The sequence below is a fragment of the Stella humosa genome (assembly GCF_006738645.1).
In the GTDB taxonomy this organism is placed as follows: domain Bacteria; phylum Pseudomonadota; class Alphaproteobacteria; order ATCC43930; family Allostellaceae; genus Allostella; species Allostella humosa.
The window spans coordinates 5,392,458-5,415,694 of record NZ_AP019700.1; the positions used below are offsets into that span (position 1 = coordinate 5,392,458).

The window sequence follows — 23,237 nt, forward strand, 5'->3', positions numbered from 1 at the left end:
GCTAGAGGCCGGCCTGGAGGGCGATCTCGACCGCGATCCGCCGGGCGGCGGCCGTCTCATCGGCCAGCCGCAATCCGTTCAGGGCCGAGAAGGCCGCCAGCGGATGGGGCACCGGTGCCTGACCGAGCGCGACCAGGGCCAGTGCCACCTGCTCGCCCAGCCGGCCTTCGCGGGCGGCCGCCTCCTGCGCGAACCAGACGACGGTGGCCGAGGCTGGTACCGACGCCGCGGGTCCGCCGGGATCCTGGGACAGCGCCAGCCATTCGTCGCTGGCCGCCAGGTCGCCCAGGGCCGCCAGCAGCGACAGGCCGATGGCCGTGCGCGGTGCCGCCGGACCGCCCATCCCGGCCGACCAGCGGCGCACCGCCTCGGCATTCCAGGCGGGTCCCTCGTCGCCGCGCGCCAGGCGCACCAGCGGGGCGGCCGCGGCGTGGGCGGCCATCGCCGCCTCGTCGCCCGGCCGCCGGCCGATCATGTCCAGCCAGCGCATCGCAGCCGCGCCTTCGCCGCCCGCCAGCAGGATGCGAATGGCCGCCCCGGCGAAGGGTGCCAGGTCGAGCGAGGGGGAAACCTCGCGCACCAGGGGAGCGGCGGCCAGGCCGAAGGCCAAGCCAGCGTCGCCGTCACGCGCATGGCGCCAGCCGGCCGCCAGCCGTTCGAGCCGGCGAGCGGGCACCACCTCAAGCCGGGCGGCCTGGTAGAGCACGGCACGGCCTTCCGCGCCCGGATGCTTTTCGGCCTCGGCCAGGGGCTCAGCCAGCCGTTCGGGCGGCAACGGAAATTCGGCATAGAGCCGGCCCAGCAGCGCGCCTTCGATCAGGCCGGCGCCAGCCGCCCGTTCGGCCGCGGCCAGGCGCAGGGCGACGGGCAGCGAATCGGTCCGCGCTACGGCAGCGGCGATCGCCGGCGTGGCCTGGGCCACCGCCTTCTCCTCGACCGGCACGGCCGCCTGGATGGCCAGGAACAGGGTCGTGGCGTCGAGCGGACCCGCCACGGCCGGCTTGTCGCCCAGGCCGACCGCGCCTTCGAGCAGGGCCGCGAAGCCGCCGCCTGGCTCATGCCCCTGCTCGCGCAGCAGGTCGAGGCCGAGGCGGACACGGGCGGCCTGACGGTCGGCGGCATCGCAGGCCAGCAGCAGGCGGCGCCAGAAGAGATCGGCCATGTCGACGTCGGTCGCCCGCGCCCACTTGCAGGCATCGGCCGAGGCCCCGGCCAGCAATGCCGCCTCCGCCGCCGGCCGGGCGCGCGGCCCGTCGAGCCTGGCTTGCGGCACGGCGCGCGCCAGGGCGGTCGCCGCCGGGGCATCGCCCAGGGCCAACAGCCGCACGAGGCGGCGTTCGAGGAAGGCACCGGCCGGCGCATCAGCCGGGCGGGCGGCCGCCGTCATCAGCAGGCGCCGGGCCAGGGCATGGCGGGCCGGGGTCGCGGACGGGGCCGGAATGCGGTCAAGCAGGCGCGCCACGCCCGGCCAGGCGCTGCCCTGCCACAGGGTCGGCGGAAAACCGCCCTCAGCCCGGTTCCAGCCCGCCGATTCGTGGTCGAGCGCCGGCAGGGGCCGGGCGGTCACGGTCGGGGCCGGCGGCCGCGCCGTGCGTTCCTGCGGTAGGGGCGTCGTGGTGGCCCCCGCCGGCGGGTCGAGGCGGATGCCGGGTCCGCCGGAGGGCGGGGCCAGCAGCGGCGTGGGCGGCGTCTGCGCCCAGGCCAGGGCAGGGGCCGCCAGGGACAGCCCCAGGGCCAGGAGCGCGGCGTGGCTAGCGGGCCAGCTTGGCATCCGGGATCACTTTCTCGATGCGCTTGCTGGGGGCGGGCATATCCACCAGCAGCAACGCCCCGATGGCGGCTACGAACAGGACCAGGACCACGGAAGCGGCGATCCAGATGAGCTTACGGGCCATTGGTGAACTCTCCGACCGCCGGGTGCTTGACGACTTCCGACAGCGTCTGTGCTAACTACGCCGGATGGCGGCCGGAGGGCAGAATATCGGCGCCTCGGAGGCGATACAACGCCACGAGGTGGATGACCAGCAGGCGAACCGGCCGGGGGACGGGGGAACTGCGCGTTTGGCCGACAAGATGGTGCTGCCACGGACGCTGGTACTGGTGGGCCTGATGGGTGCCGGCAAGACGAGCGTCGGCCGCCGCATCGCCCAGCGGCTCGGCCTGAATTTCATCGATGCCGACGCCGAGATCGAGACCGCGGCCGGCTGCACCATCGCCGAGATCTTCGCCCGCCATGGCGAGGCCGCCTTTCGCGACGGCGAGCGTCGGGTGATTGCCCGGCTGCTGGAAGAGCCCGTGCACATCCTGGCGACGGGCGGTGGTGCCTTCATGGATCCGGCCACCCGCGACTGCATCCACCAGCGCGGCCTGTCGCTGTGGCTGCGCGCCGAGCTGGACGTGCTGGTGCGCCGCGTCGCCCGCAGAACGCACCGCCCGCTGCTGAACCAGGGCGACCCGAAAGAAATCCTGACCCGCCTCATGACCATCCGCCACCCTGTCTATGCCGAGGCCGACATCATCGTCGACAGCCTCGATGCCCCGACCGAGAACACTGTCGACCGCTGCCTGGCCGCGATCGCAGCCCATGTCGGCCGCGTCGCGGTCGCCGGGTCCGCGCCATGAGCCGGACTGCGCGCCACGACGCCACCATCGACACCGTCCGGGTCGGGCTGGAGGATCGCAGCTACGACATCCTGGTCGGCCGCGGGCTGCTGGCGACGGCCGGCCAGCGCATGCAGCCGGTCCTGCCGTCCCGCCGCGTCGTCGTCGTGACGGACGAGACCGTGGCCCGGCTGCATTTGCCGACGCTGTTGACCGGGCTCGATGCGGCCGGGCTGCGCCACGACGCGATCGTGCTGCCGCCGGGCGAGGCGACCAAGGATTTCGCCCACTTGCAGACGCTCTGCGAACGCACGCTGGAGCTCGGCATCGACCGCGGCACCACCATGGTGGCGCTGGGCGGGGGCGTGATCGGCGACCTGACCGGGTTTGCCGCCAGCATCCTCCTGCGCGGCCTCGGCTTCGTGCAGATCCCGACCACCCTGCTGTCGCAGGTCGACAGCGCGGTCGGCGGCAAGACCGCGATCGACATGCCGAGCGGCAAGAACCTGGTCGGCAGCTTCCACCAGCCGCGCCTGGTCCTGGCCGACATGGACGCGCTCGCCACCCTGCCGCGGCGCGAGCTGCTGGCTGGATATGCCGAGGTCGTGAAATACGGCCTGCTCGGCGATATCGACTTCTTCGCGTGGTGCGAGGCCAACGGCGCGGCACTGGCCGCCGGCGATGCCGACATCGCCCGCCAGGCGGTGGTCGCCAGTTGCCGGGCCAAGGCCGCCATCGTCGCCCGCGACGAGCGCGAGACCGGCGACCGCGCGCTCCTCAACCTCGGCCATACCTTCGGCCATGCGCTGGAGGTCGAGCGCGGCTTCGGCGGCGCACTGCTGCATGGCGAGGCGGTGGCCATGGGCACCATCATGGCCTTCGACCTGTCGGCCCGGCTAGGGTTCTGCCCCGGCCAGGATGCCGTGCGGGTGCGCCGCCACTTCGATGCCGTGGGGTTGCCGACCGGCATCGCCGGCATCCGCGAGCCGCACTGGACGGCAGGCAAGCTGGTCGCCCACATGGCGAAGGACAAGAAGGCCAAGGATGGACGGATCACCTTCATCCTGGCGCACGGCATCGGCCGCGCCTTCATCGCCCGCGACGTCGCCGTCGAAGCCGTGACGGAGCTCCTGGCCGACGCGCTGGCCGCCTGATCGCCCGCACGATCCCGCCGGGCCATCCGCAATGGATCTGATCTGGCTGACCGTCCTGGCGATCCTGGCGCTGCTCGTCCTGTCGGCCTTCTTCTCGGCATCGGAGACGGCGCTGACCGCGGCCTCGCGGCCGCGCATGCACGCCTTGGCCAAGGAGGGCAACCGGCGCGCGCGGCTGGTGGAGGCGCTGCATGCCGAGAAGGAGCGCCTCATCGGCGCCATCCTGCTGGGCAACAACGTCGTCAACATCACCGCCTCGTCGCTGGCGACCGGGGCCATGGTCGGGCTCTTCGGCGAGCGCGGCGTCGTCTATGCCAGCGTGGCGATGACGGCGCTGGTCCTGATCTTCGGCGAGGTGCTGCCCAAGACCTGGGCCATCCACCACGCCGACCGGGCGGCGATGGCGGTAGCCCCGCCGATCCGGCGGGTGGTCTGGCTGCTGGCGCCGATCACGCGGGTCGTGCAGCTCGCCGTCAACGCGGTGCTGAGCCTGTTCGGGGTGCATGTACCCAAGGGATCCGGCGTCAGCGTGTCGGTCGAGGAGCTGCGCGGCGCGATCGAGCTGCACGGGCGGGACGATCGGGGCGGCGACGATGACGGCCCCAGGGAGGCCCAGCGCGAGCGCGCCATGCTCCGCTCGATCCTCGAGCTGGACGACGTCGCCGTGTCGGAGATCATGATCCATCGGCGGCGTGTGGTGGCATTCGACGCCGACCAGCCGGCCGAGCAACTGGTCGACGCGATCCTCGCCAGCCCCTACACCCGCATCCCGGTCTGGCGCAGCACGCCCGACAACATCATCGGCGTGCTGCACGCCAAGGCGCTGCTGCGGGCACTGAAGGCCCAGGCGGGCCAGGTGGGCAGCGTCGACATCGCCGGCATCGCCACCCCGCCCTGGTTCATCCCCGAGACCACCACGCTGCTGGCGCAGCTCGAGGCTTTCCGGCGCCGGCGCGAGCATTTCGCGATCGTGGTCGACGAGTACGGCTCGCTCGGCGGGATCGTCACGCTGGAAGACATCCTGGAAGAGATCGTCGGCAACATCGACGACGAGCACGATGTCGTGCTGCAGGGCGTGCGGCCGCAGCCTGATGGCTCCTATATCGTCGCCGGCACCGTGACGCTGCGCGACCTGGCGCGCGAGCTCGACTGGCACCTGCCGGACGACAACGCGTCGACCATCGCCGGGCTGGTGCTGAACGAGGCGCGGACGATCCCCGACGCGGGCCAGGTCTTCGCCTTCCACAGCTTCCGGTTCGAGGTGCTGCGGCGCCAGCGCAACCAGATCACCACGCTGCGGGTCACGCCGCCCGCGCCGGAAACATTGACGGCCGCCGACGGTTCGTCTTAGGTCGTTCGCTGCGCCGCAACATCGAATGCGGCAGCCCAGCCCCCCGGACTATAGCCATGCCCCTGTCGACCCCGGCTCCGCGCGAGCAGTTGCATACCCGCACCGTCGAGTGCCGCGGCTATCGCCGCGAGGACGGGCTGTGGGACATCGAAGGCCACATCGTCGACACCAAGACCTATCCGTTCGACAGCAACTGGCGCGGGGCGATGCCGCCCGGCACGCCGGTGCACGACATGTGGATCCGCCTGACCGTGGACGATGACCTGGTGGTGCGGGCGATCGAGGCGGTAACCGACTCGAGCCCGTTCCCGATCTGCCCGGACATCACCCCCAATTTCCAGCGCGTGATCGGCCTGTCGATCAAGACCGGCTGGACGCAGCAGGTGCGCAGCCTCCTGGGCGGGGTCGAGGGCTGCACCCATCTGGTCGAACTTCTGGGACCGGTGGCGACGACGGCCTTCCAGACCATCTTCCCCTGGCGCGAGCGCCAGCGCCGCGCCCAGGCCGCGACCTCCAGCGGCCCGCAGCGGCGACCGGCCCATCTCGACACCTGCCACGCGCTCGCGCTGGACGGGCCGGTGGTGGAACGGATCTGGCCGGCCTTCTACACCGGGCCGCGGGCCGAGAGCGCCTGACCGCAGCCACGCGCCAGCTCGGTCCGGGGCCCGTAAGCCCCCGTTGACGGAGCCGTTCGGGCGGTCGCACGTTGGCCGCTCACACTTCTCCGGCATTCGATAGGAAGCGGACATGTCGACCTCGCATGTCCTCGTCAGCCTGGCGGGGGCAATCGCCCTGCTGCTGTGGGGCATCCACATGGTCCATAGCGGGGTGCTGCGGGCCTTCGGCGCCAACCTCCGGCATGTGTTGGGGGTCGGGCTCAAGACCCGCGCACGCGCGTTCGCCGCCGGCCTGGGCGTGACCGCCATCCTGCAGAGCAGCACCGCCACGGCGATGATGGCGACGTCGTTCGCCGCCGGCGGCATGGTCGAGCTGGCCCCGGCCCTGGCCGTGATGCTGGGCGCCAATGTCGGCACCACCCTGATCACCCAGGTCCTGTCGTTCGACATCGCCATGGTCTTCCCGGTGCTGCTGGTGGCCGGCGTCTTCGCCTTCCGCAACGGCCGGCTGAGCCGGACGCGCGACCTCGGCCGGGTGGCGATCGGGCTCGGCCTGATGCTGCTGGCCCTGCACCTGCTGGTCGCCACCATCGAGCCGCTGGAGCAGCTTCCCGGCCTGCGCGCGGTGCTGGCGGCGCTGACCGGCGAGCCGCTGATCGCCCTGCTGCTGGCCGCGGTCCTGACCTGGGCCGCCCATTCCAGCGTCGCCACGATCCTGCTCGTGATGTCGCTGGCGGGCGCCCAGATGCTGACGCCGACGGCGGTGATGGCGATGGTGCTGGGGGCCAACCTGGGCAGCGCCATCAACCCGCTGCTGGCGGGCGGCCATGGCGGTGCTGCGCGGCTGCGGCTGCCGCTCGGCAACCTCGCAAACCGCCTGCTGGGTTGTGCCTTGCTACTGCCCCTGCTGGGGCCGCTGGCCGAATGGCTGGGCCGCATCGACCCCGATCCGACGCGGCTGGCGGTCAACTTCCATACCGGCTTCAACCTGTTGCTGGCGGCCGTCTTCATCCTGCCGCTGCCCTGGATCGCCCGGCTGCTGCAACGCCTGCTGCCCGATGCGCCCGTGGTCGACGACCCGGCACGGGCGCGCCACCTCGACCCCGCGGACATCGACACGCCCGCCGTCGCGCTCGCCAACGCCACCCGCGAGATCCTGCGGATGACCGAGGTACTGGAAACCATGCTGCGCGGATCGCGCGAAGTGTTCCGCACCGCCGACCGCCGCCGCGTGGCCGAGATCCGGCGGATGGACGACACGCTGGACGGGCTCTACGCCCAGGTCCACCGCTACCTCGCCGCCATCGGCCATGACGGGATGGACGAGGAGGACGGCCGCCGGCTGACCGAGCTGCTGGCCTTCGCCGTCAACCTGGAGCATGCCGGCGACATCGTCGAAAAGAACCTGATGGAGCTGGCTGCCAAGCGCATCAAGCAGCACATGGTTCTGCCGGGCGAGGCAACGGCCGAGATCGACGAGATGCATCGCCGGCTGATCGAGCACCTGCAGCTCGCCGTCACGGTGCTGATGACGGGCGACGGCGATGCCGCCCGGCGCCTGGTCGTCGAGAAGGACCGTTTCCGCAACCTGGAGCGGGCCGCCAGCGGGCGCCTGATCGGCCGCGCCCGCAGCGGACGCGCCGAAGGGGTGGAGGAGGCCGGGCTGCGCCTCGACGTCGCCCGCGACCTGAAGCGCATCGAGGCGCACCTGGCGGCGGCGGCCTACCCGCTCCTCGAAGCCTCGGGCGAACTGAGGCCGTCGCGCCTGGCCACCTGACCCATCAGGCTGCTTGACCCATCAGGCCGGCTCGCCCGGGGCCAGGGTGCGCAGCTGGAGGGCGTGGACGCGGTCGGCCAGCTCGGCCGCCAGCACGCCATAGACCATCCGCTGGCGCTCGACCCGGGACCGGCCGGCGAAGGCCGCCGACACGATCTCGACCCGGAAATGCGTCTCGCCCTCCGGCCGGGCACCGCCATGGCCGGCATGGCGGTGGGAATCGTCGGCGATCTCCAGCGCGGTCGGCGCGAACGCCTGCGTCAGCTTGTCGCGGATACTGTCCTGCACGCTCATCTCGGCCCCCGCAATGCGACCCGGTTGATTCTCTATGGGTGGCGCCAAGGCAGACCAGATCGGGCGGCGGCCTGTCAACGCGCGCGCCACCGGCAATCGGCGACCGCCCCGCTTGTCTGGCCCTGCCGGCCCGACCATACTTCGCCCCATGAGACGACGGTTCGAACGCGTCGCCGTTGCCCCCGACCCGGAGGAGGCGCGGAACAGGCGCACCTGCGAATGGCCCGGCTGCACCGGCGAGGGGGAGTTCCGCGCGCCGCAATCGCGTGACCAGTTGCATCAATATCGCTGGTTCTGCCTGGAACATGTGCGGGCATACAACAAAAGCTGGGACTACTACCGGGGCATGTCGCAGACCGCCATCGAGGAGGATCTGCGGCGCGACACGGTGTGGCAGCGACCCACCTGGCCGCTGGGCGGACCGCGGGGCCGCGGCCCGCGCTGGCGGGTCCATGACGGGTTCGGCCTGTTCGAGGACGATGCCACCCAGAAGGCGGGCGAGCCGGGCCGGCCGCCGGCCGATGCGGCCCATGTCCGCGCGCTCGCCGTGTTCGAATTGGAGCCGCCGGTAACCTTCGAGCGGCTGCGTTCGCGCTACCTCACCCTGGTCAAGCTGCACCACCCCGATGCGAATGGGGGCGACAAGGCCGCGGAGGAGCGTCTAAAATCCATCAACGAAGCATATGCCACCCTGAAGAACGGCTATTTCGCATAGCCCGCTCTTTCCTGTTGTCTCCAAACCACGAGATCCGATCCCGATGGCTACCGCCACGTCACCCCGCGCCGCTGAGACGGCGCCGAACGGCCTGCCCGACACAAAGGTTTCCGTCCGTGAGACCTTCGGCATCGACAGCGACCTCGAGGTGCCGGCCTTCTCCACGCCGACCGAGCATGTGCCGGACAAGGACGTGGCCTACCGCTTCGACCATGACACCACGCTGGCGATCCTCGCCGGCTTTGCCTACAACCGGCGCGTCATGATCCAGGGCTATCATGGCACCGGCAAGTCGACCCATATCGAGCAGGTCGCGGCCCGCCTGAACTGGCCCTGCATCCGCATCAACCTCGACAGCCACATCAGCCGCATCGACCTCGTCGGCAAGGACGCGATCGTGCTGCGCGACGGCAAGCAGGTGACGGAGTATCGCGAGGGCCTGCTGCCCTGGGCGCTGCAGCACCCGACCGCGATCGTGTTCGACGAGTACGACGCCGGCCGCCCGGACGTGATGTTCGTGATCCAGCGCGTGCTGGAGGTCGAGGGCAAGCTGACCCTGCTCGACCAGAACAAGGTCATCCGCCCGCACCCGTCCTTCCGCCTGTTCTCGACCGCCAACACGGTCGGCCTGGGCGACACGACCGGCCTCTATCACGGCACCCAGCAGATCAACCAGGGCCAGATGGACCGCTGGAACATCGTGGCCGTGCTGAACTACCTGCCGCACGACGACGAGGTCCAGATCGTCCTGGCCAAGATGCCGAGCTACCAGACGGACGAGGGCAAGAAGACCATCGGCCAGATGGTCGCCTGCGCCGACCTGACGCGTGCCGGCTTCATCAATGGCGACATCTCCACCGTCATGTCGCCGCGCACGGTCATCACCTGGGCCGAGAATGCCCGGATCTTCGGTGATATCGGCTTCGCCTTCCGCCTGACCTTCCTCAACAAGTGCGACGAGGTCGAGCGGGCATCGGTGGCCGAGTACTATCAGCGTTGCTTCGGGACCGAGCTCAGGGAAACCGGGGTCCGCGCAAAGCTGGTGTGAGACGGCGATGACCCAGGGCAAGGCCGAGACACCGCTCGAGGCGTTCAAGCGATCGACCGCATCCACGTTGCGGGCGATCGCCGAACGCGACGACGTCAATGTCGTCTTCAGCTCCGACCCGCCGGGCGCGGCCGGCACGCGGGCCCGCGTGCCGCTGCCGTCGCGCGACCTGCCGGCCGAGGAGGCCGCCCAGGTCCGTGGGGCGGCCGACGCCATCGCCCTGCGCTACCGCCACCACGACGCCCGGCTGCACGCCAAGCGCGCGCCGCCGAGCGAACTCGCCCGCACCATCTTCGACGCGGTCGAGCAGGCGCGCGTCGAGGCCATCGGTGCCCGCAGGATGACCGGCGTCGCCGGCAACCTGGCGGCGGCGCTCGACGAACGCTATCGCCGGCAGGGCTTCGACCGCATCACCGAGCGCACCGACGTGACCATGGCCGACGCCGTCCGGCTGCTGGCGCGCGAGCAGTTGACCGGCGAGCCGCCGCCCGAATCGGCCAGGCGGGTCGTCGATCTGTGGCGTCCCTGGGTCGAGGCCAAGGGTGGTGCGGACCTGGCCAACCTGGAAAAGCACCTGAACGACCAGGAGGGCTTCGGCCAGGCCGTCCGCAAGCTGATTGCCGACCTCGACCTCGATCTGGGCGATACCGAGAGCGAAGGGTCCGAGGGCGACGGCGAGAACGACCAGAACGACTCGGCCGATGCCGACGGCGAGAGCGAGCAGGGCGAAGGCTCGGCCAGCGGCACGCAGTCGACCATGGAAGCCGCCCCCGGCGACCCGCGCGAGGATGATTCCGGTGCGGCCGCCGAGGAGCAGGACGGCGAGATGATGCCGGGCACCGGCGACGACGACCCGAACCGGCCCGGCCGGCCGGGCCAGGTGCCGCGGCCGATGTGGGGCGACGGCGCGGAGGCCACCTACAAGGCCTACACCACCCGCTTCGACGAGACCGTCCTGGCCGATGCGCTGTGCGATGCCGACGAACTGTCGCGGCTGCGCGGCCTGCTGGACCAGCAGCTGGCCCACCTCCAGGGCGTCATCGGCAAGCTCGCCAACCGGCTGCAGCGCCGGCTGATGGCCAAGCAGACCCGCTCGTGGGAGTTCGACCTGGAGGAAGGCATCCTCGATGCCGCCCGCCTGTCGCGCGTCATCACCAACCCGGCCATCCCGCTCTCCTTCAAGCAGGAGCTGGATACCGACTTCCGCGACACCGTCGTCACGCTGCTGATCGACAATTCCGGCTCCATGCGCGGGCGGCCGATCACCGTGGCCGCGATGAGCGCCGACATCCTGGCCCGCACGCTGGAGCGCTGCGCCGTCAAGGTGGAGATCCTGGGCTTCACCACCCGGGCGTGGAAGGGCGGCCAGGCGCGCGAACGCTGGATCGCCGAGGGCAAGCCGGCCAACCCCGGGCGTCTGAACGACCTGCGCCACATCATCTACAAGCCGGCCGACGCCCCGTGGCGCCGAGCGCGCAAGAACCTAGGCCTGATGCTCCGCGAGGGCATCCTGAAGGAGAACATCGACGGCGAGGCGCTGATGTGGGCGCACAGCCGCCTGATCGGGCGCAGCGAGCAGCGGCGGATCCTGATGGTCATTTCCGACGGGGCGCCGGTCGACGATTCCACGCTGTCGGTCAATCCCGGCAACTACCTGGAAAAGCACCTGCGCGAGGCGATCGACTATATCGAGACGCGCTCGCCGGTCGAGCTGGTCGCCATCGGCATCGGCCACGACGTCACCCGCTACTACAAGCGGGCCGTCACCATCGTCGACGCCGAGCAGCTTGGCGGCACGATGACCGACAAGCTGGCCGAGCTGTTCGACGAAGACGGCCCGTCCCGGCGCTCCGGCCGTGGTCGCCGGGCCGCAGCGTAGCGCCCGCGACACCCATCCGCGTGATCGGCCCCGGCGGCAGCGCCGCCGGGGTCTGATGCATAATTCTCGATGTCGTTGGAACGCAGACCGCAGCCCGATCGTTGTCTCGGTCGAGTAGACCGAGGTCCGCATGCGCGCGGCATCCCGGGCATCGGCCCCTCCGTCCAGCGAGTGCGCGTTTCCCCGTCGTGAGCATCGAGCCCGGTCGTTCCCCCATCCACGCGGCCAATAGGCGCGGCCGGGCCCTGCGTGCGCAGGCCGTGGCCATGTCGATGGCCTTGGGGTGGGTCCTGCCGCCGTCGGCCACAGCCCAGGAACCGACCCCCGCTGGCGAGGCATCACCCGCCGCCAGGCGGGTGCCATACGAGGCGACCCTCGTCGTTCCCCCCGGCGAGGCGGAGGTCGAGCGCCGGTTGCGGGAAATCTCCCAGACCCTGACGCGGACGGAAGACCCTCCCGAAAGCCGGGCGGCACTGGCCCGTCGGGTGGCCGACGACCGCCAGGGGATCACCGACACGCTGCGCGCGCTGGGCCATTTCGATTCGCGGGTCGAGACGGACATCGACCGCAACGCCACCCCGATCAAGGTGACGATCACGGTCGAGCCCGGCCCGGTCTACCTGATCGCCGACCTCACCCTGACGGTGCCGGCGGGCGCCATCCCCCTGCCGGCGGATTTCCCGTCCGCCGAGGGGTTCGGCCTGTCGCTCGGAGACGCCGCGACCACGGCCGAGATCCTGGCGGCCGAGCGCAACATCATGACGCGGCTTGGCGAAAACGGCCGCCCGCTCGCCAAGCGCGTCGACCGCCGCGTCGTCGTCGACCATTCGCTGCGCTCGGCCACGGTCGCATGGGTCTTCGACCCGGGGCCCGGCGCCCGATTCGGCGAAACGGAGATCACCGGCCTGACGGTCGCCCGCGAGAAGATGGTCCGCCGGCGCATCACCTGGAAACCGGGCGACCCGTATGATTCGCGCCGCATCGAATCGACCCGCAAGGCGCTGGCGGCGACCGGCCTGTTCAGCTCCGTGCGGATCGCGGGCGCCGAGGCGGTAAGTGCCGGCGGCGACCTGCCGATGACGCTGACGCTGGTGGAGGGGCAGCGACGCAGCATCGGCGGCGGCGCCAACTTCTCGACCTCCACCGGTTTCGGCGCGGAGCTTTTCTGGGAGCACCGCGACCTGTTCGGCAATGGCGAGCGCGTGCGCGTGTCCGGCACCTTCGCCCAGCAGGAGTTCGGCGCGACCGCGACCTACCGCCGGCCCTTCTTCATGACCGAGGAAGACAACCAGGACCTGGTTTCGAGCCTGACGCTGGCCCAGGAGAAGCCACCCGCCTACGACAACCAGTATCTGCGCGCGCATGTCGGCATCGAGCGGCGCCTGCCGCCGCACTGGACCGTCGGCACGGGCCTGCAATACGAGCGCGAGATCGTCACGGCGCAGGACGAGACCAACCGCTATCATCTGGTCAGCACGCCGACCTTCATCCGCCGCGACACGTCGGACAACCTGCTGAACCCGACCCGCGGCTACCGCACGACGGTGACCGCCACCCCCTATCTCGGGGTCCAGGATAGCGCGCTGGGGTTCCTCAAGCTGCGCGTCGACCAGACCGGCTACTGGCGGCTGGACGAGGCCGGCGACTGGGTATTCGCCGCCAATGCCAGCCTTGGCACGATGGCGGGCGCGCGCCGCGGCAAGGTGCCGGCGCCCCAGCGGTTCTATGCCGGTGGCGGCGGCAGCGTCCGCGGCTTCGGCTACCAGATGGCGGGCCCCGTCGACGCCAAGGACGACCCGCTGGGTGGGCGCTCGCTGATGAGCGTCGGCACGGAGCTGCGGATCAAGGTCACCGACACCATCGGCGTCGTGCCGTTCCTCGAGGCGGGGACGGTGGACGAATCTTCCATCCCCGGCCTCGGCGGCCGGCTCTTCGTCGGGGCCGGCATCGGCCTGCGCTACTACACCGGCTTCGGGCCTGTCCGGCTCGACGTCGGCACGCCGCTCAATCGCCGCAAGGGCGTGGACGACCTGGTCCAGGTCTATATCAGCCTGGGGCAGGCCTTCTGATGTGGTGGCTGCGCCGCACGTTCGGTGCCGCCATCGTCTTCGTCCTGCTGGCGCTGGTGTTGGCGGGCGGCCTGTTTGGCATGGCCCAGACCAGGCTGGGGCGGGACTGGATCGCGGGCCAGATCGCATCCGCCGCATCGCAGCCGGGCAGCACGGTCGCGATCGAGCGGATCGACGGCCTGATCCCCTTCACGATGGAGGTGCGCGGGCTGTCCGTCAGCGACGAGGCCGGTCCGTGGCTGGCGATCGACCGGATGAAGATCGACTGGCTGGCCTCCGAGATCCTGTCGCGGCGACTGCGGCTGGGCCTGATGGAGGCCGACCTGATCCGGCTGGAGCGGCTGCCCGCCACCCCACCCGCCGCCGACACGGCCGCCCCGGCCGGGCCGCCCGGCCTGCCGCAGCTACCCGTCACCCTGTCGCTCGACAAGCTCCGGATCGGCCGGCTGGAGATCGGCCCGGCCGTGGCGGGGCAGCCCCTGGCGCTGGCGGTCGAGGGCGCGGCCTCGCTCGCCTCCGATCGCGCCGAGGGATCGCTGTCGATCCGCCAGCTCGACGGCGAGCAGGGGGCGATCGACCTCAGCTTCGCCTTTTCGCCGGCCGAGAACCGCCTGGAAGCCAAGCTGGAGGCGAGCGAGCCGTCGGGCAAGCTGGGCGACCGCCTGCTCGGCCGCGCCGACAGCCGGCCGGTCCGGCTGACGCTGGACGGTACCGGGCCGCTGGACGGCTGGAAGGGACGGCTGGTCGGCATCGCCGGCGACGAAGTCGGCGTCGACATCGCCCTGACGGTGAACGGGCTCGGCCCCTATCGCATCGCGGCCGATGGCGTCGTGCAGATGAAGCCCCTGCTGCCGCCGCAGTGGCAGGGGCTGGCAGCCGACGGATTGCGGCTTTCCGTGGCCGTGACGGCGGCCGAGGACGGCACGCGTCTCGATTCGCTGCACGCGACGCTGGGCGACCTGGCGCTTTCCGGCCGTGGACGGCTGGGTGCCGATGGGACCGTATCCGCCCGGCTGGACGCAACCGTGATCGACCTGGCGCCGATCGGGACAGCGGCCGGGCAGGCCGTGGGCGGGGCCGCCACCATCACGGCCGAGATCGCCGGGACGACCAAGGCCCCCACCCTGGCCCTCACGGTCGACGGAACCGCGATCGCCGCCGCGGGCGCTGCCGCCGAGGCCCTGTCCGTGCGCGCCAACATCCGGCCGGACGGCGAGCGCTTCGCCATCGCCGCCGAGGGCAGCATTGCCGGGGCAGAGCTGGACGGTGCGCCGGCCCCCGTGCGCGATGCGCGCTGGAGCTTTGCCGGCATCGTCGGCACCGATGGGCGCGCGGCGATCGACCGGCTCTCCATCACCACGGCCGACGGCTCGCTGGAGGCGGCCGGCACCGCCGATCCGGCGGGCGCCATCGATTTGCGCCTGTCTGGCAACGTGGCGGCCGACCCGCTGCAACGCCTAGGCGCGCCCGTGCACGGACCAGTGACCCTGACCGGGCATCTGCGCGGCGACGCGGCCACGCTGGTGGTCGGCGGCGACATCGCGATCGAGATGCGCGACCCGCGCGGCGAGCCCGCACTGGCTGCCCTGCTGGGGGACCGGCTGCGCCTGTCGGTCACCGTCGCCCGGACGGCGGATGGCGCCATCCGCGCGACAGCACTGCGCGCTGACGGCGCCCATGTGCGGCTGGAGGGCAGCGGCGGCCTGGCCACCGACGGCACCATCGACGCCCGCGCCACGCTGGCGCTGAGCCGGCTCGACGTCCTGTCCCAGCCGCTGGCGACGCCGCTTGCCGGCACGCTCTCCATCGACGCCGCGATCGCCGGTTCGCTCGATCGCCCCACCGCCAACCTGCGGCTCGCATCGCCGGCGCTGACGGCTGGCGGCCGTCGCTGGAGCAAGCTGGCCATGGCCGTGGACGGTCGCCGCGAGGGTGCGGGCTTCGCCGGCCGGGTGCAGGGCGGGCTGGAGGCGGACGGCGTGCCCGTCACCCTGTCCGCGGCGGTAGCCCATGATGGCGCCACGCGGATCGCCGTGGACGACCTGCAGGTCGTCGCGGCCGGCCAGCGCCTGACCGGTAACGCGGTGCTGGCCGATGGCCAACCAGTGTCGGCAGCGGCCAAGCTGGATGCGCCCGACCTCGCCCGGCTGGCACCGCTGCTCGGGATGGCGGCCGGCGGCAGCCTGACCCTGGATGCAAGGTTGGCGAGAACCGGTCGGAACACCCGCCTGACAGCCGAGGCCGCGGGGCGCAACCTGGTGATGGCAGCCAACCGGGTCGGCACCGCCACGCTGCGCGCCGCCATCGACGAGCCGCTGACGACGCCGCGCGGCACGCTGGCCCTGCAGCTTCGCGGGCTGGCCGCCGGCGGCCAGGTCATCGACGAAGCCGCGCTGGAAGCCAGCGGCGACCTCGCCCGCGAGATCCGTGCGACCCTGACCGCGCGGGCCGCCAAGCCGCGGCCGATCGCAGCCGACCTGGCGGCCACGATCACGCGCGACCGCCAGGCGATCGCCGTCGCCCTGACGCGCGGCAAAGTCACGATCGACCGGCAGGAATTGACCGTCGCATCGCCGTTGCGCGTGCGCCTGGACCAGGGAACGGTCGTGGCCGAGGGCATCGACATCCGGCTGGACCAGGGCCGCGTCACCGGCAATGCGCGCTATGCCGCGACCGGCGTCACCGGGCAGTTGGCCATCCAACAACTGTCGCTGGCCAGCCTCGGGCGCTTGGCCGACATCCGCGGCATGCAGGGCCAGATCGGCGGCGAGGTGCGCATCGACACCGAATCGCGCCAGCCCAACGGCAACCTGACGCTGCGCGCGAGCGGCATCCGCTGGCGGGGCACCCCACGCAACCTGCCACCGCTGACGATCGAGGCGAACGGGCGGTGGCAGGATGGCCGGGCGACCCTGTCGGCATCCCTGCGCGACGTGCCGGACGCGGCGCTCGCGATCGAGGCGGCCCTGCCCCTGCAACTGGCGGCCCGGCCGCTGGCGTTCGCCGTGCCGCCCGACGGCGCCCTCTCCGGCCGGGCCGACGGCAATGCCGACCTGGCACGCATCCGGGCATACCTGCCGGTCGAGACCCTGTCCATGTCCGGGCGGCTGGAGGCGGCATTGCGGCTGGACGGCACCGTCGCCGACCCACGGCCGGGCGGCCGGGCCAGCCTGACCGGCGCCCGGATCGAAGAGGGCACCAGCGGCCTGGTGCTGGCCAACCTGCGCGCCGCCGTGGTCGGTGACGGCAATCGCTTCCGCCTGGAAGGCCTGTCCGCCACCGATGGTGCGGGCGGCCGCATCGAGGGCAGCGGCACGGCCGAGCGCGGCAATGCCGGCTGGGGCGGCGACGCCGCCATTACCGTCCAACGCTTCCGCGTGCTGGCCAACGATCTCGGCCGGGCGATCGCCAGCGGCCGGATCGAGGCGCGCAGCGGGGCCGACGGCGCGCGGATCGGAGGGCGCATCCAGATCGACCAGGGCGACCTGACCCTGCCCTCGTCCAAGCCCACGGCGCTGACGCCCCTGCCGGTGGTGGAGGTGAACCGCGCCGATGGCACTTCGACCGCAGCGCCGGCGGCCGGCGCGACCGCCATGCCCGTCAACCTCGGCATCGACGTCTCCATCCCCGGTCGCCTCTTCGTGCGCGGCCGCGGCCTCGACTCGGAGTGGCGGGGCGACTTGCGCGTCGCCGGCACGCTCGATACACCCCAGGTGACGGGCTCGATCCGCACGGTCCGCGGCCGCTACGACCTGCTGGGGCGGCGCTTTACCGTCGAGCGGGGAGTGATCTCGTTCGACGGCGCGCCGACCGACGCCAGGCTCGACCTGCTGGCGACTGCCGTCGCCAACCAGTTGCGCGCCACGGTCACGGTGTCGGGCAGTGCCATGCAGCCCACCCTCGTGCTCGGCTCGGACCCACCGCTGCCGCAGGACGAGGTGCTGGCCCAGATCCTCTTCGGCCGCAGCACGACGCAGGTCACGCCCGGCCAGGCCGTCCAGCTTGCCCAGGCCGCGGCCGAACTGGCCGGCATCGGCAGCGGGTCGGGGCTGGTCGACCGGGTACGCCAGTCGCTTGGCCTGGATGCGCTGGACATCGGCGGCGACACCGGCACCTCGGTCTCGTTCGGGCGCTACATCACCGACGACGTGTTCGTGAAGGTGAACCCCAATCCGGGCGAGAACGCCTCGGTCGTCGGCGTCGAGATCCAGGTCCTGCCGAACGTAACCGTCGATGCCGGCGTCGGCAGCGGCGGCACCAGCCTCGGCCTGAAGTACCGGTTCGACTACTGACGCCGATCACGAGTGCGTGACCGGTCGGCCCCTCCTACGCCTGGGGGTGCGCGTGTATCCTGCCGCCGGTCGAACCAGGGAGGACCCCAAATGCCCGATGATCATGCCCAGGATATGAAGAGCCTGCTCGTGCGAGCCGACCTCAGCCGCCGTGGCTTCGTGGTCGCCGGCACGCTGGCGACGGGCTTCGCGCTGGCCGCCCGGCCGGTCATGGCGCAGACCATGATCACCACCGACACCGCGGGCATCACCGCGGGCGAAGTGCAGGTGCCCGTTTCCGACGGCCGCATCCCCGCCTACCACGCCATGCCGGCCGCCGGCGGTCCCTTCCCGACCGTCGTCGTGATCCAGGAAATCTTCGGCGTGCACGAGCACATCAAGGACGTGTGCCGGCGCTTTGCCAAGCTCGGCTACTTCGCCGTGGCGCCCGAGATGTATGCCCGCCAGGGCGACGTGTCGAAGCTGACGGACGTGCCGACCATCTTCAAGGAGGTGGTGTCCAAGGTGCCCGACGCGCAGGTGATGAGCGACATCGACGCCGCGGTCGCCTGGGCGCAGTCGACCGGCAAGGCCAATACCGACAAGCTCGGCATCACCGGCTTCTGCTGGGGCGGGCGCGTGGTGTGGCTCTATGCCGCCCACCAGCCGAAGCTGAAGGCGGGCGTGGCATGGTACGGCCGCCTCGTCGGCCAGGCGAGCGACATGACGCCCAAGCACCCGATCGACGTCGTGGCCGACCTGAAGGCCCCCGTGCTCGGCCTCTATGGCGGTGCCGATACCGGCATCCCCAACGATACGGTGGAAAAGATGCAGGCTGCCCTGAAGGCAGCCGGCAAGCCGTCGGAGATCGTGCTCTATCCCGACACGCCGCACGCCTTCCACGCCGATTATCGCCCGAGCTTCCGAAAGACCCAGGCCGAGGACGGCTGGGCCAAGCTGCAGGATTGGTTCAAGAAGAACGGAGTGGCGTGACCATGGTCGTCGACGAGCGCACCTACACCCTGCATGTCGGCCGGCTGCCGGAATTCCTGGCGGCCTACGAGGCCGAGGGCTACCCGGTGCAGACCAAGCATCTCGGCAAGCCGTTCGGGTATTTCGTGACCGAGGTCGGCACGATCAACCAGATCGTCCATATGTGGGCCTATGAGAGCCTGGGCGACCGCGACCAGCGGCGCGCCGCCATGCAGGCCGACCCGGCCTGGCAGGCCTGGGTCAAGAAGGCGGCCCCCTTCTTCACGCACCAGGAGAACCGGATCCTGAAGAACGTCTCGTTCTTCCCCGGGCGCTGAGCCCTGGCCCCCGGATGCCGCGACGAAGCGGCATCCGGGAAGCGGGTATCGTCAGACCTGACCGACGCGGGACAGCGCCTTGGCGTGAACCGCCAGCACCCGCAGGAAGCCCTCGGAATCGCGGTGGTCGAAGGAGCCCTCGGCCTCCATCGAGCTGTCGAGGCTGTAGAGCGAATGGGGCGAGTCCACGCTGCCGGCGTAGGACACCTGGCCCTTGTAGACATGGACCTTGATGGTCCCGGTCATCAGTTGGCTGACCTCGCCCACCGCGGTGCGGATCATGCGCGACGCCAGGTCGTTGTAGTAGCCCTGGTAGACCTGCTTGGCGAACAGGTCCGACAGGCTGTCGAACAGCTCGCGGCTGCGCCGGTCGAGCACGAGTTGGATGAGGAAGCCGTAGCAGGTGCCCAGCAGTTCGATGCCCGGCTGCTCGTAGACCCCGCGCGACTTCACGCCGACGAACCGGTTCTCGACCATGTGCAGGCCGATGCCGACGCCATGGCGGCCGGCGATGGCATTGGCCTCCAGGAAGGCCCCCAGCGTGTCGACGGCCTTGCCGTTGACCTGGACCGGCATGCCCTTCTCGAAGCGGACCGTGAAGTCCTCGCCGACGTCCGGCGCATCCTTGGCCCACACGCCCATTTCGGGGGTCACGAACTGGGCCGGCGTCTCCAGCGACTCCAGCCGGCCGGCCTCGTGCGTCAGGCCCAGCAGGTTGGCGTCCGTGGAGTAGGGCTTGTCGCGCGAGGCCTTGATCGGCAGCCCGTGCTGCTCGCAATAGTCGATCATCTGCGAGCGGCCGCGGAAGCGGTTCAGGAACTCCTGGTCGCGCCAGGGCGCATAGACCTCGATCGAGGGGTCGAGCATGTTCGAGATGAGCTGGAAGCGCACCTGGTCGTTGCCGCGCCCGGTGGCGCCATGGGCCAGGACCGTCAGGCCCTTCTTCTTCACCTCGGGCAGGATGCCGGCGGTGGTCGCCTGGCGGCCGAAGCCGGTGACGTTCCAGTAGCGGCTTTCGTAGCAGGACTGCGCCTGGATGCCCTCGAGCCCGAGGTCGGCCACATGCCGCTGCAGGTCGACGCCGACGAAGTCGGCCGCGCCGCAGGCCCGCATCCGCGTCTCGATCGCGCCGAAGTCCGTCTCGTCCGGCTGGCCAAGATCGGCGGTGAAGCAGACGACCTCGACGTCATGCTCCTTCAGCCAGTAGGTGACGGTGCAGGTGTCGAGCCCGCCCGAGGCCAGGAGGGCGATCGTCTTGCCCTTGAGGTCGGCTACGTTCATGAGAAACTCCAGAATTAGGCGGACGCGAGGGGCCCCACGCTCAAGCGGGCGAAATCAGCGGCGCCATACTACCCACCGCGCTTTCTGCCGCAAGGATGCGGTTGTCGCGGGACAATCACCCCCCGCCATTCAACCCGCCGCCATTCAATCCACCGAGGGGGGCCGGCAGCTTCGATGTCGGCCGAAGAGATCGTTTCGCGCGGTCGGATGATAGCGCAGCAGGATGCGCGGCCGGGTCGGCATGCCACGATACTCCTCGCGCGGCACATAGTAGGGCCGGCGGATTTCCCGCGACGGGTTGACCCGCAGTGCCTCGGACGAATAGCCGAAGAGCTGGGCATGGATCGTGGTCGCCCTGCCGGTCCACACCAGCGAGCCGCCGCGCGGGTCGCCGCCGTCGAAACATTCCAGATCGGGCCGGCCCAGTTGGCCGACCAGCTCGGTGACGACGGCGGCGAAAAGCTGGCCCGTCACGGCACCCGTTCGCCGCTCCACCAGGATCTGCTGCAACCGACCGTCCTGGCCCAGCACGAACGAGGCGACGAAGGGCATGCCGCCCAGCCGGACGCCCGGCAGGGCCGCTTCGACCCTGGACTGGTGATAGCGGATGGGCTTGGCCGGCCGCCGCAGCCGCTGGCCATGGATGCGGTCGATCTCGGCCTGGGTCATGCCCCAGCGCAGCCCGTCCCAGCCGGGCACCGGCTCGTCCGCCCGCCCCGCACCCGCCCAGGCGACCGCCAGGACGAGCAGCAGGCAGGCGGCCGGCTTCACGCGGCCGCCACGGCCTCGTCGCCGGCGTCCTCGTCGCGGGCATCGGACTTGCGCCGCCGCACGCTGTCGGATTTCAGCTGGCCGCAGGCGGCCAGGATGTCGCGGCCGCGCGGCGTGCGCACCGGCGAGGCATAGCCGGCCGCGTTGACGATGTCACCAAAGGTCCGGATCACGTTGTTGGACGAGCACTCGAAGGCCGTGTTCGGCCAGGGATTGAAGGGGATCAGGTTCACCTTGGCCGGGATGCCCTCCAGCAGGCGCACCAGCGCGCGCGCGTCGGCCGGGCTGTCGTTGACGCCCTTCAGCATCACGTATTCGAAGGTGATGCGCCGGGCGTTCGACAGGCCGGGATACTCGCGGCAGGCCTGCATCAGCTGGGCGATCGGGTACTTCTTGTTGAGCGGCACCAGCACGTCGCGCAGTTCGTCGGTGACGGCATGCAGCGAGATCGCGAGTTGCACGCCCAGCTCGTCGCCGCAGCGCTTGATCATCGGCACGACACCGGCGGTCGACAGCGTGATCTTGCGCCGGGACACCGACAGACCCTCGCCGTCCATGGCGATCCGCATGGCCTTGGAGACGTTGTCCCAGTTGTAGAGCGGCTCGCCCATGCCCATCAGCACGATGTTGGTGAGCTGCCGGTCCTCCTTGGGCGACGGCCATTCGCCAAGCGCGTCGCGCGCCGCCATCACCTGGCCCACGATCTCCGCCGGGCCCAGGTTGCGCACCCAGGGCTGGGTGCCGGTGTGGCAGAACTTGCAGGCCAGCGTGCAGCCCACCTGGGACGAGACGCAGAGGGTGCCGCGATCCTCTTCGGGGATATGGACGGTCTCGGCCTCTTGCCCGTCGACGAAGCGCAGCAGCCATTTCTGGGTGCCGTCGACCGACTTCTCGGCCCGAGTGACGGTCGGGCGGCGCACCGCGAAGCGGGTCGCCAGGCGCTCGCGCGCGGGCTTGGCCAGCGTCGTCATCAGGGCGAAGTCGGTCACCCCGCGGTGATAGATCCAGTGCCAGAGCTGGCGCGCGCGGAATGGCTCGAACCCCTCGGCCACCAGGACCTGGGTCAGCTCGGCGCGATCCATGCCGACGAGGTTGAGGCGCCCATCGGCGATGTCGACGGGCGGCGCGAAGATCTGGGGGACGGGTTTCATGTCGGTCATGGCACGGGCACTATAGACTAAAGTCGCCTTATCTGGGCGCCTGCTTCAGGAAGTCGATGAGGGCGCGACGATCTTCCGCACGCCGGACGCCGGGAAAGGCCATGCGGTTGGCCGGAACCACCCGCCGCGGATCGGCCAGGAAACGATCGAGCGTGTCCTCGTCCCAGACAATCCCGGAGTGGCGCATGGCCGGGGAGTAGGCGAACCCCGGGACGGACCCGGCGGGACGCCCGACGATCGCCCACAGCGACGGGCCCGTCATCTGGCCGGTATCCCGGGCGATCGCATGGCAGGCCATGCACAGCCGGAAGACCGCCGTCCCCTCGGCGGCCCCGGCGGGTAGCGCGGCAGCCAGCAGGGCAGCCGTCAGCAGCGCGGCCCGTCCGGCGGCGCCGCACGTCATCAACGCTTGATGTTGCAGCCCTTGGCGATCGCATTGCTGGCGGCGGTAAAGCCGCTCAGCGAATAGGTGTCGGTGGTCCTGGTGCCGCGGGTTGATACGCCCTTCACAGACGCCTTGCTGCCCTTGGCGAACGCCTCGGCCAGCGCGCTGTCGGTGCGCGCATCGGGTGCCCACGCCGCTTCGCCATCGACGAAGAGCTTGAACTTCTGGCCGTCGACCTCGACCTCGACATCGCTGCCGGGTCGCAGCGGATAGCCCATGAGAATGCTCACCACGTCGGTCGCCTTCTCGGCCGGACGGTGCGTCACCAGCGTGTTGATGGCGCCGCGCCGGGCGCCCTTGGGTTCGCTACTGGTCGGTTTGCTCTGGACGAAGCACACCCGCTGACCGTTTTCGGTGAAGGCAAACGCGCTCCAATCCTGGAACGCTCCGAGGGTTTCCACTGCCGGGTTTGCGGCAGCCGCACCCTGGCCGACGCCCACGAGCAGGGCGAGGGCAATGAGGGTCGTTCGCGTCATTCGCCATACATACCGTCT

The 23,237-nt window shown here is 71.0% G+C and carries 20 protein-coding genes; 12 read left to right on the forward strand and 8 right to left on the reverse strand.

Annotated features, from left to right (window positions below):
* Window position 1: 1 nt before the first annotated feature.
* Both STVA_RS25335 and STVA_RS27825 read right to left on the reverse strand, forming a co-directional pair.
* Window positions 2–1,771 carry a hypothetical protein gene (locus tag STVA_RS25335; protein WP_123690822.1) on the reverse strand — a complete coding sequence of 590 codons (1,770 nt, stop codon included), beginning with the start codon at window positions 1,769–1,771 and terminating at the stop codon, window positions 2–4.
* On the reverse strand, window positions 1,752–1,895 hold the full coding sequence (locus tag STVA_RS27825) for a hypothetical protein (RefSeq protein ID WP_170216520.1): 144 nt from the start codon (window positions 1,893–1,895) through the stop codon (window positions 1,752–1,754). Before STVA_RS27825 ends, STVA_RS25335 begins: the two co-directional genes overlap by 20 nt.
* A 178-nt stretch (window positions 1,896–2,073) precedes the next feature.
* Between STVA_RS27825 and STVA_RS25340 the strand changes: the two genes are divergently transcribed.
* The 5 genes from STVA_RS25340 to STVA_RS25360 all read left to right on the forward strand — a co-directional run bounded on the left by STVA_RS25340 (window position 2,074) and on the right by STVA_RS25360 (window position 7,500).
* On the forward strand, window positions 2,074–2,622 hold the full coding sequence (locus STVA_RS25340; protein WP_123691364.1) for a shikimate kinase: 549 nt from the start codon (window positions 2,074–2,076) through the stop codon (window positions 2,620–2,622).
* Entirely contained in the window at window positions 2,619–3,755 is a 1,137-nt protein-coding gene (gene aroB, locus STVA_RS25345; RefSeq protein WP_123690820.1) for a 3-dehydroquinate synthase, read from the forward strand. The genes STVA_RS25340 and aroB overlap by 4 nt, the downstream gene beginning before the upstream one ends.
* Window positions 3,756–3,786: 31 nt before the next feature.
* Window positions 3,787–5,106, forward strand: coding sequence for an HlyC/CorC family transporter (locus STVA_RS25350; protein WP_123690818.1), 1,320 nt, complete (start codon window positions 3,787–3,789; stop codon window positions 5,104–5,106).
* A gap of 56 nt (window positions 5,107–5,162) precedes the next feature.
* Window positions 5,163–5,741, forward strand: coding sequence for a DUF2889 domain-containing protein (locus tag STVA_RS25355; RefSeq protein WP_123690816.1), 579 nt, complete (start codon window positions 5,163–5,165; stop codon window positions 5,739–5,741).
* 112 nt (window positions 5,742–5,853) lie between these two features.
* On the forward strand, window positions 5,854–7,500 hold the full coding sequence (locus tag STVA_RS25360; RefSeq protein ID WP_123690814.1) for a Na/Pi cotransporter family protein: 1,647 nt from the start codon (window positions 5,854–5,856) through the stop codon (window positions 7,498–7,500).
* A 21-nt stretch (window positions 7,501–7,521) separates the two neighbouring features.
* Here the strand turns inward: STVA_RS25360 and STVA_RS25365 are convergent, their stop codons facing one another.
* Window positions 7,522–7,794 (reverse strand): BolA family protein, encoded by a 273-nt coding sequence (locus STVA_RS25365; protein WP_123690812.1) that lies wholly within the window; start codon window positions 7,792–7,794, stop codon window positions 7,522–7,524.
* A 148-nt stretch (window positions 7,795–7,942) separates the two neighbouring features.
* On the opposite strand from STVA_RS25365, the gene STVA_RS25370 reads away from it, so the two are divergent.
* The 7 genes from STVA_RS25370 to STVA_RS25400 all read left to right on the forward strand — a co-directional run bounded on the left by STVA_RS25370 (window position 7,943) and on the right by STVA_RS25400 (window position 19,086).
* Window positions 7,943–8,509, forward strand: a complete 567-nt coding sequence (locus STVA_RS25370) for a J domain-containing protein (RefSeq protein WP_123690811.1) — start codon at window positions 7,943–7,945, stop codon at window positions 8,507–8,509.
* 43 nt (window positions 8,510–8,552) lie between these two features.
* Entirely contained in the window at window positions 8,553–9,557 is a 1,005-nt protein-coding gene (gene cobS / locus STVA_RS25375; protein WP_123690809.1) for a cobaltochelatase subunit CobS, read from the forward strand.
* Between the two features lie 7 nt (window positions 9,558–9,564).
* Window positions 9,565–11,436: a cobaltochelatase subunit CobT gene (gene cobT / locus STVA_RS25380; protein ID WP_123690806.1), complete on the forward strand. Its 1,872-nt coding sequence runs from the start codon at window positions 9,565–9,567 to the stop codon at window positions 11,434–11,436.
* A 266-nt stretch (window positions 11,437–11,702) separates the two neighbouring features.
* Window positions 11,703–13,505, forward strand: a complete 1,803-nt coding sequence (locus tag STVA_RS25385) for an autotransporter assembly complex protein TamA (protein WP_142235887.1) — start codon at window positions 11,703–11,705, stop codon at window positions 13,503–13,505.
* Entirely contained in the window at window positions 13,505–17,797 is a 4,293-nt protein-coding gene (locus STVA_RS25390; protein WP_123690802.1) for a translocation/assembly module TamB domain-containing protein, read from the forward strand. Before STVA_RS25385 ends, STVA_RS25390 begins: the two co-directional genes overlap by 1 nt.
* 90 nt (window positions 17,798–17,887) lie before the next feature.
* The gene (locus tag STVA_RS25395) at window positions 17,888–18,769 is read left to right on the forward strand and encodes a dienelactone hydrolase family protein (protein ID WP_123690800.1); all 882 of its coding nucleotides are present in this window, start codon (window positions 17,888–17,890) and stop codon (window positions 18,767–18,769) included.
* Window positions 18,770–18,771: 2 nt separating this feature from the next.
* Window positions 18,772–19,086: an NIPSNAP family protein gene (locus STVA_RS25400; RefSeq protein WP_123690798.1), complete on the forward strand. Its 315-nt coding sequence runs from the start codon at window positions 18,772–18,774 to the stop codon at window positions 19,084–19,086.
* Between the two features lie 51 nt (window positions 19,087–19,137).
* On the opposite strand, the gene argG is transcribed toward STVA_RS25400, so the two are convergent.
* The 5 genes from argG to STVA_RS25425 all read right to left on the reverse strand — a co-directional run bounded on the left by argG (window position 19,138) and on the right by STVA_RS25425 (window position 23,219).
* Window positions 19,138–20,367, reverse strand: coding sequence for an argininosuccinate synthase (gene argG / locus STVA_RS25405; RefSeq protein ID WP_123690797.1), 1,230 nt, complete (start codon window positions 20,365–20,367; stop codon window positions 19,138–19,140).
* A gap of 144 nt (window positions 20,368–20,511) precedes the next feature.
* The gene (locus tag STVA_RS25410; protein WP_123690795.1) at window positions 20,512–21,138 is read right to left on the reverse strand and encodes a hypothetical protein; all 627 of its coding nucleotides are present in this window, start codon (window positions 21,136–21,138) and stop codon (window positions 20,512–20,514) included.
* Window positions 21,135–22,289, reverse strand: coding sequence for a dual-specificity RNA methyltransferase RlmN (rlmN, locus tag STVA_RS25415; RefSeq protein ID WP_420822840.1), 1,155 nt, complete (start codon window positions 22,287–22,289; stop codon window positions 21,135–21,137). Before rlmN ends, STVA_RS25410 begins: the two co-directional genes overlap by 4 nt.
* A 37-nt stretch (window positions 22,290–22,326) precedes the next feature.
* On the reverse strand, window positions 22,327–22,701 hold the full coding sequence (locus tag STVA_RS25420; protein WP_123690791.1) for a c-type cytochrome: 375 nt from the start codon (window positions 22,699–22,701) through the stop codon (window positions 22,327–22,329).
* Entirely contained in the window at window positions 22,701–23,219 is a 519-nt protein-coding gene (locus STVA_RS25425) for an invasion associated locus B family protein (protein WP_123690789.1), read from the reverse strand. Before STVA_RS25425 ends, STVA_RS25420 begins: the two co-directional genes overlap by 1 nt.
* Window positions 23,220–23,237 lie beyond the last annotated feature (18 nt).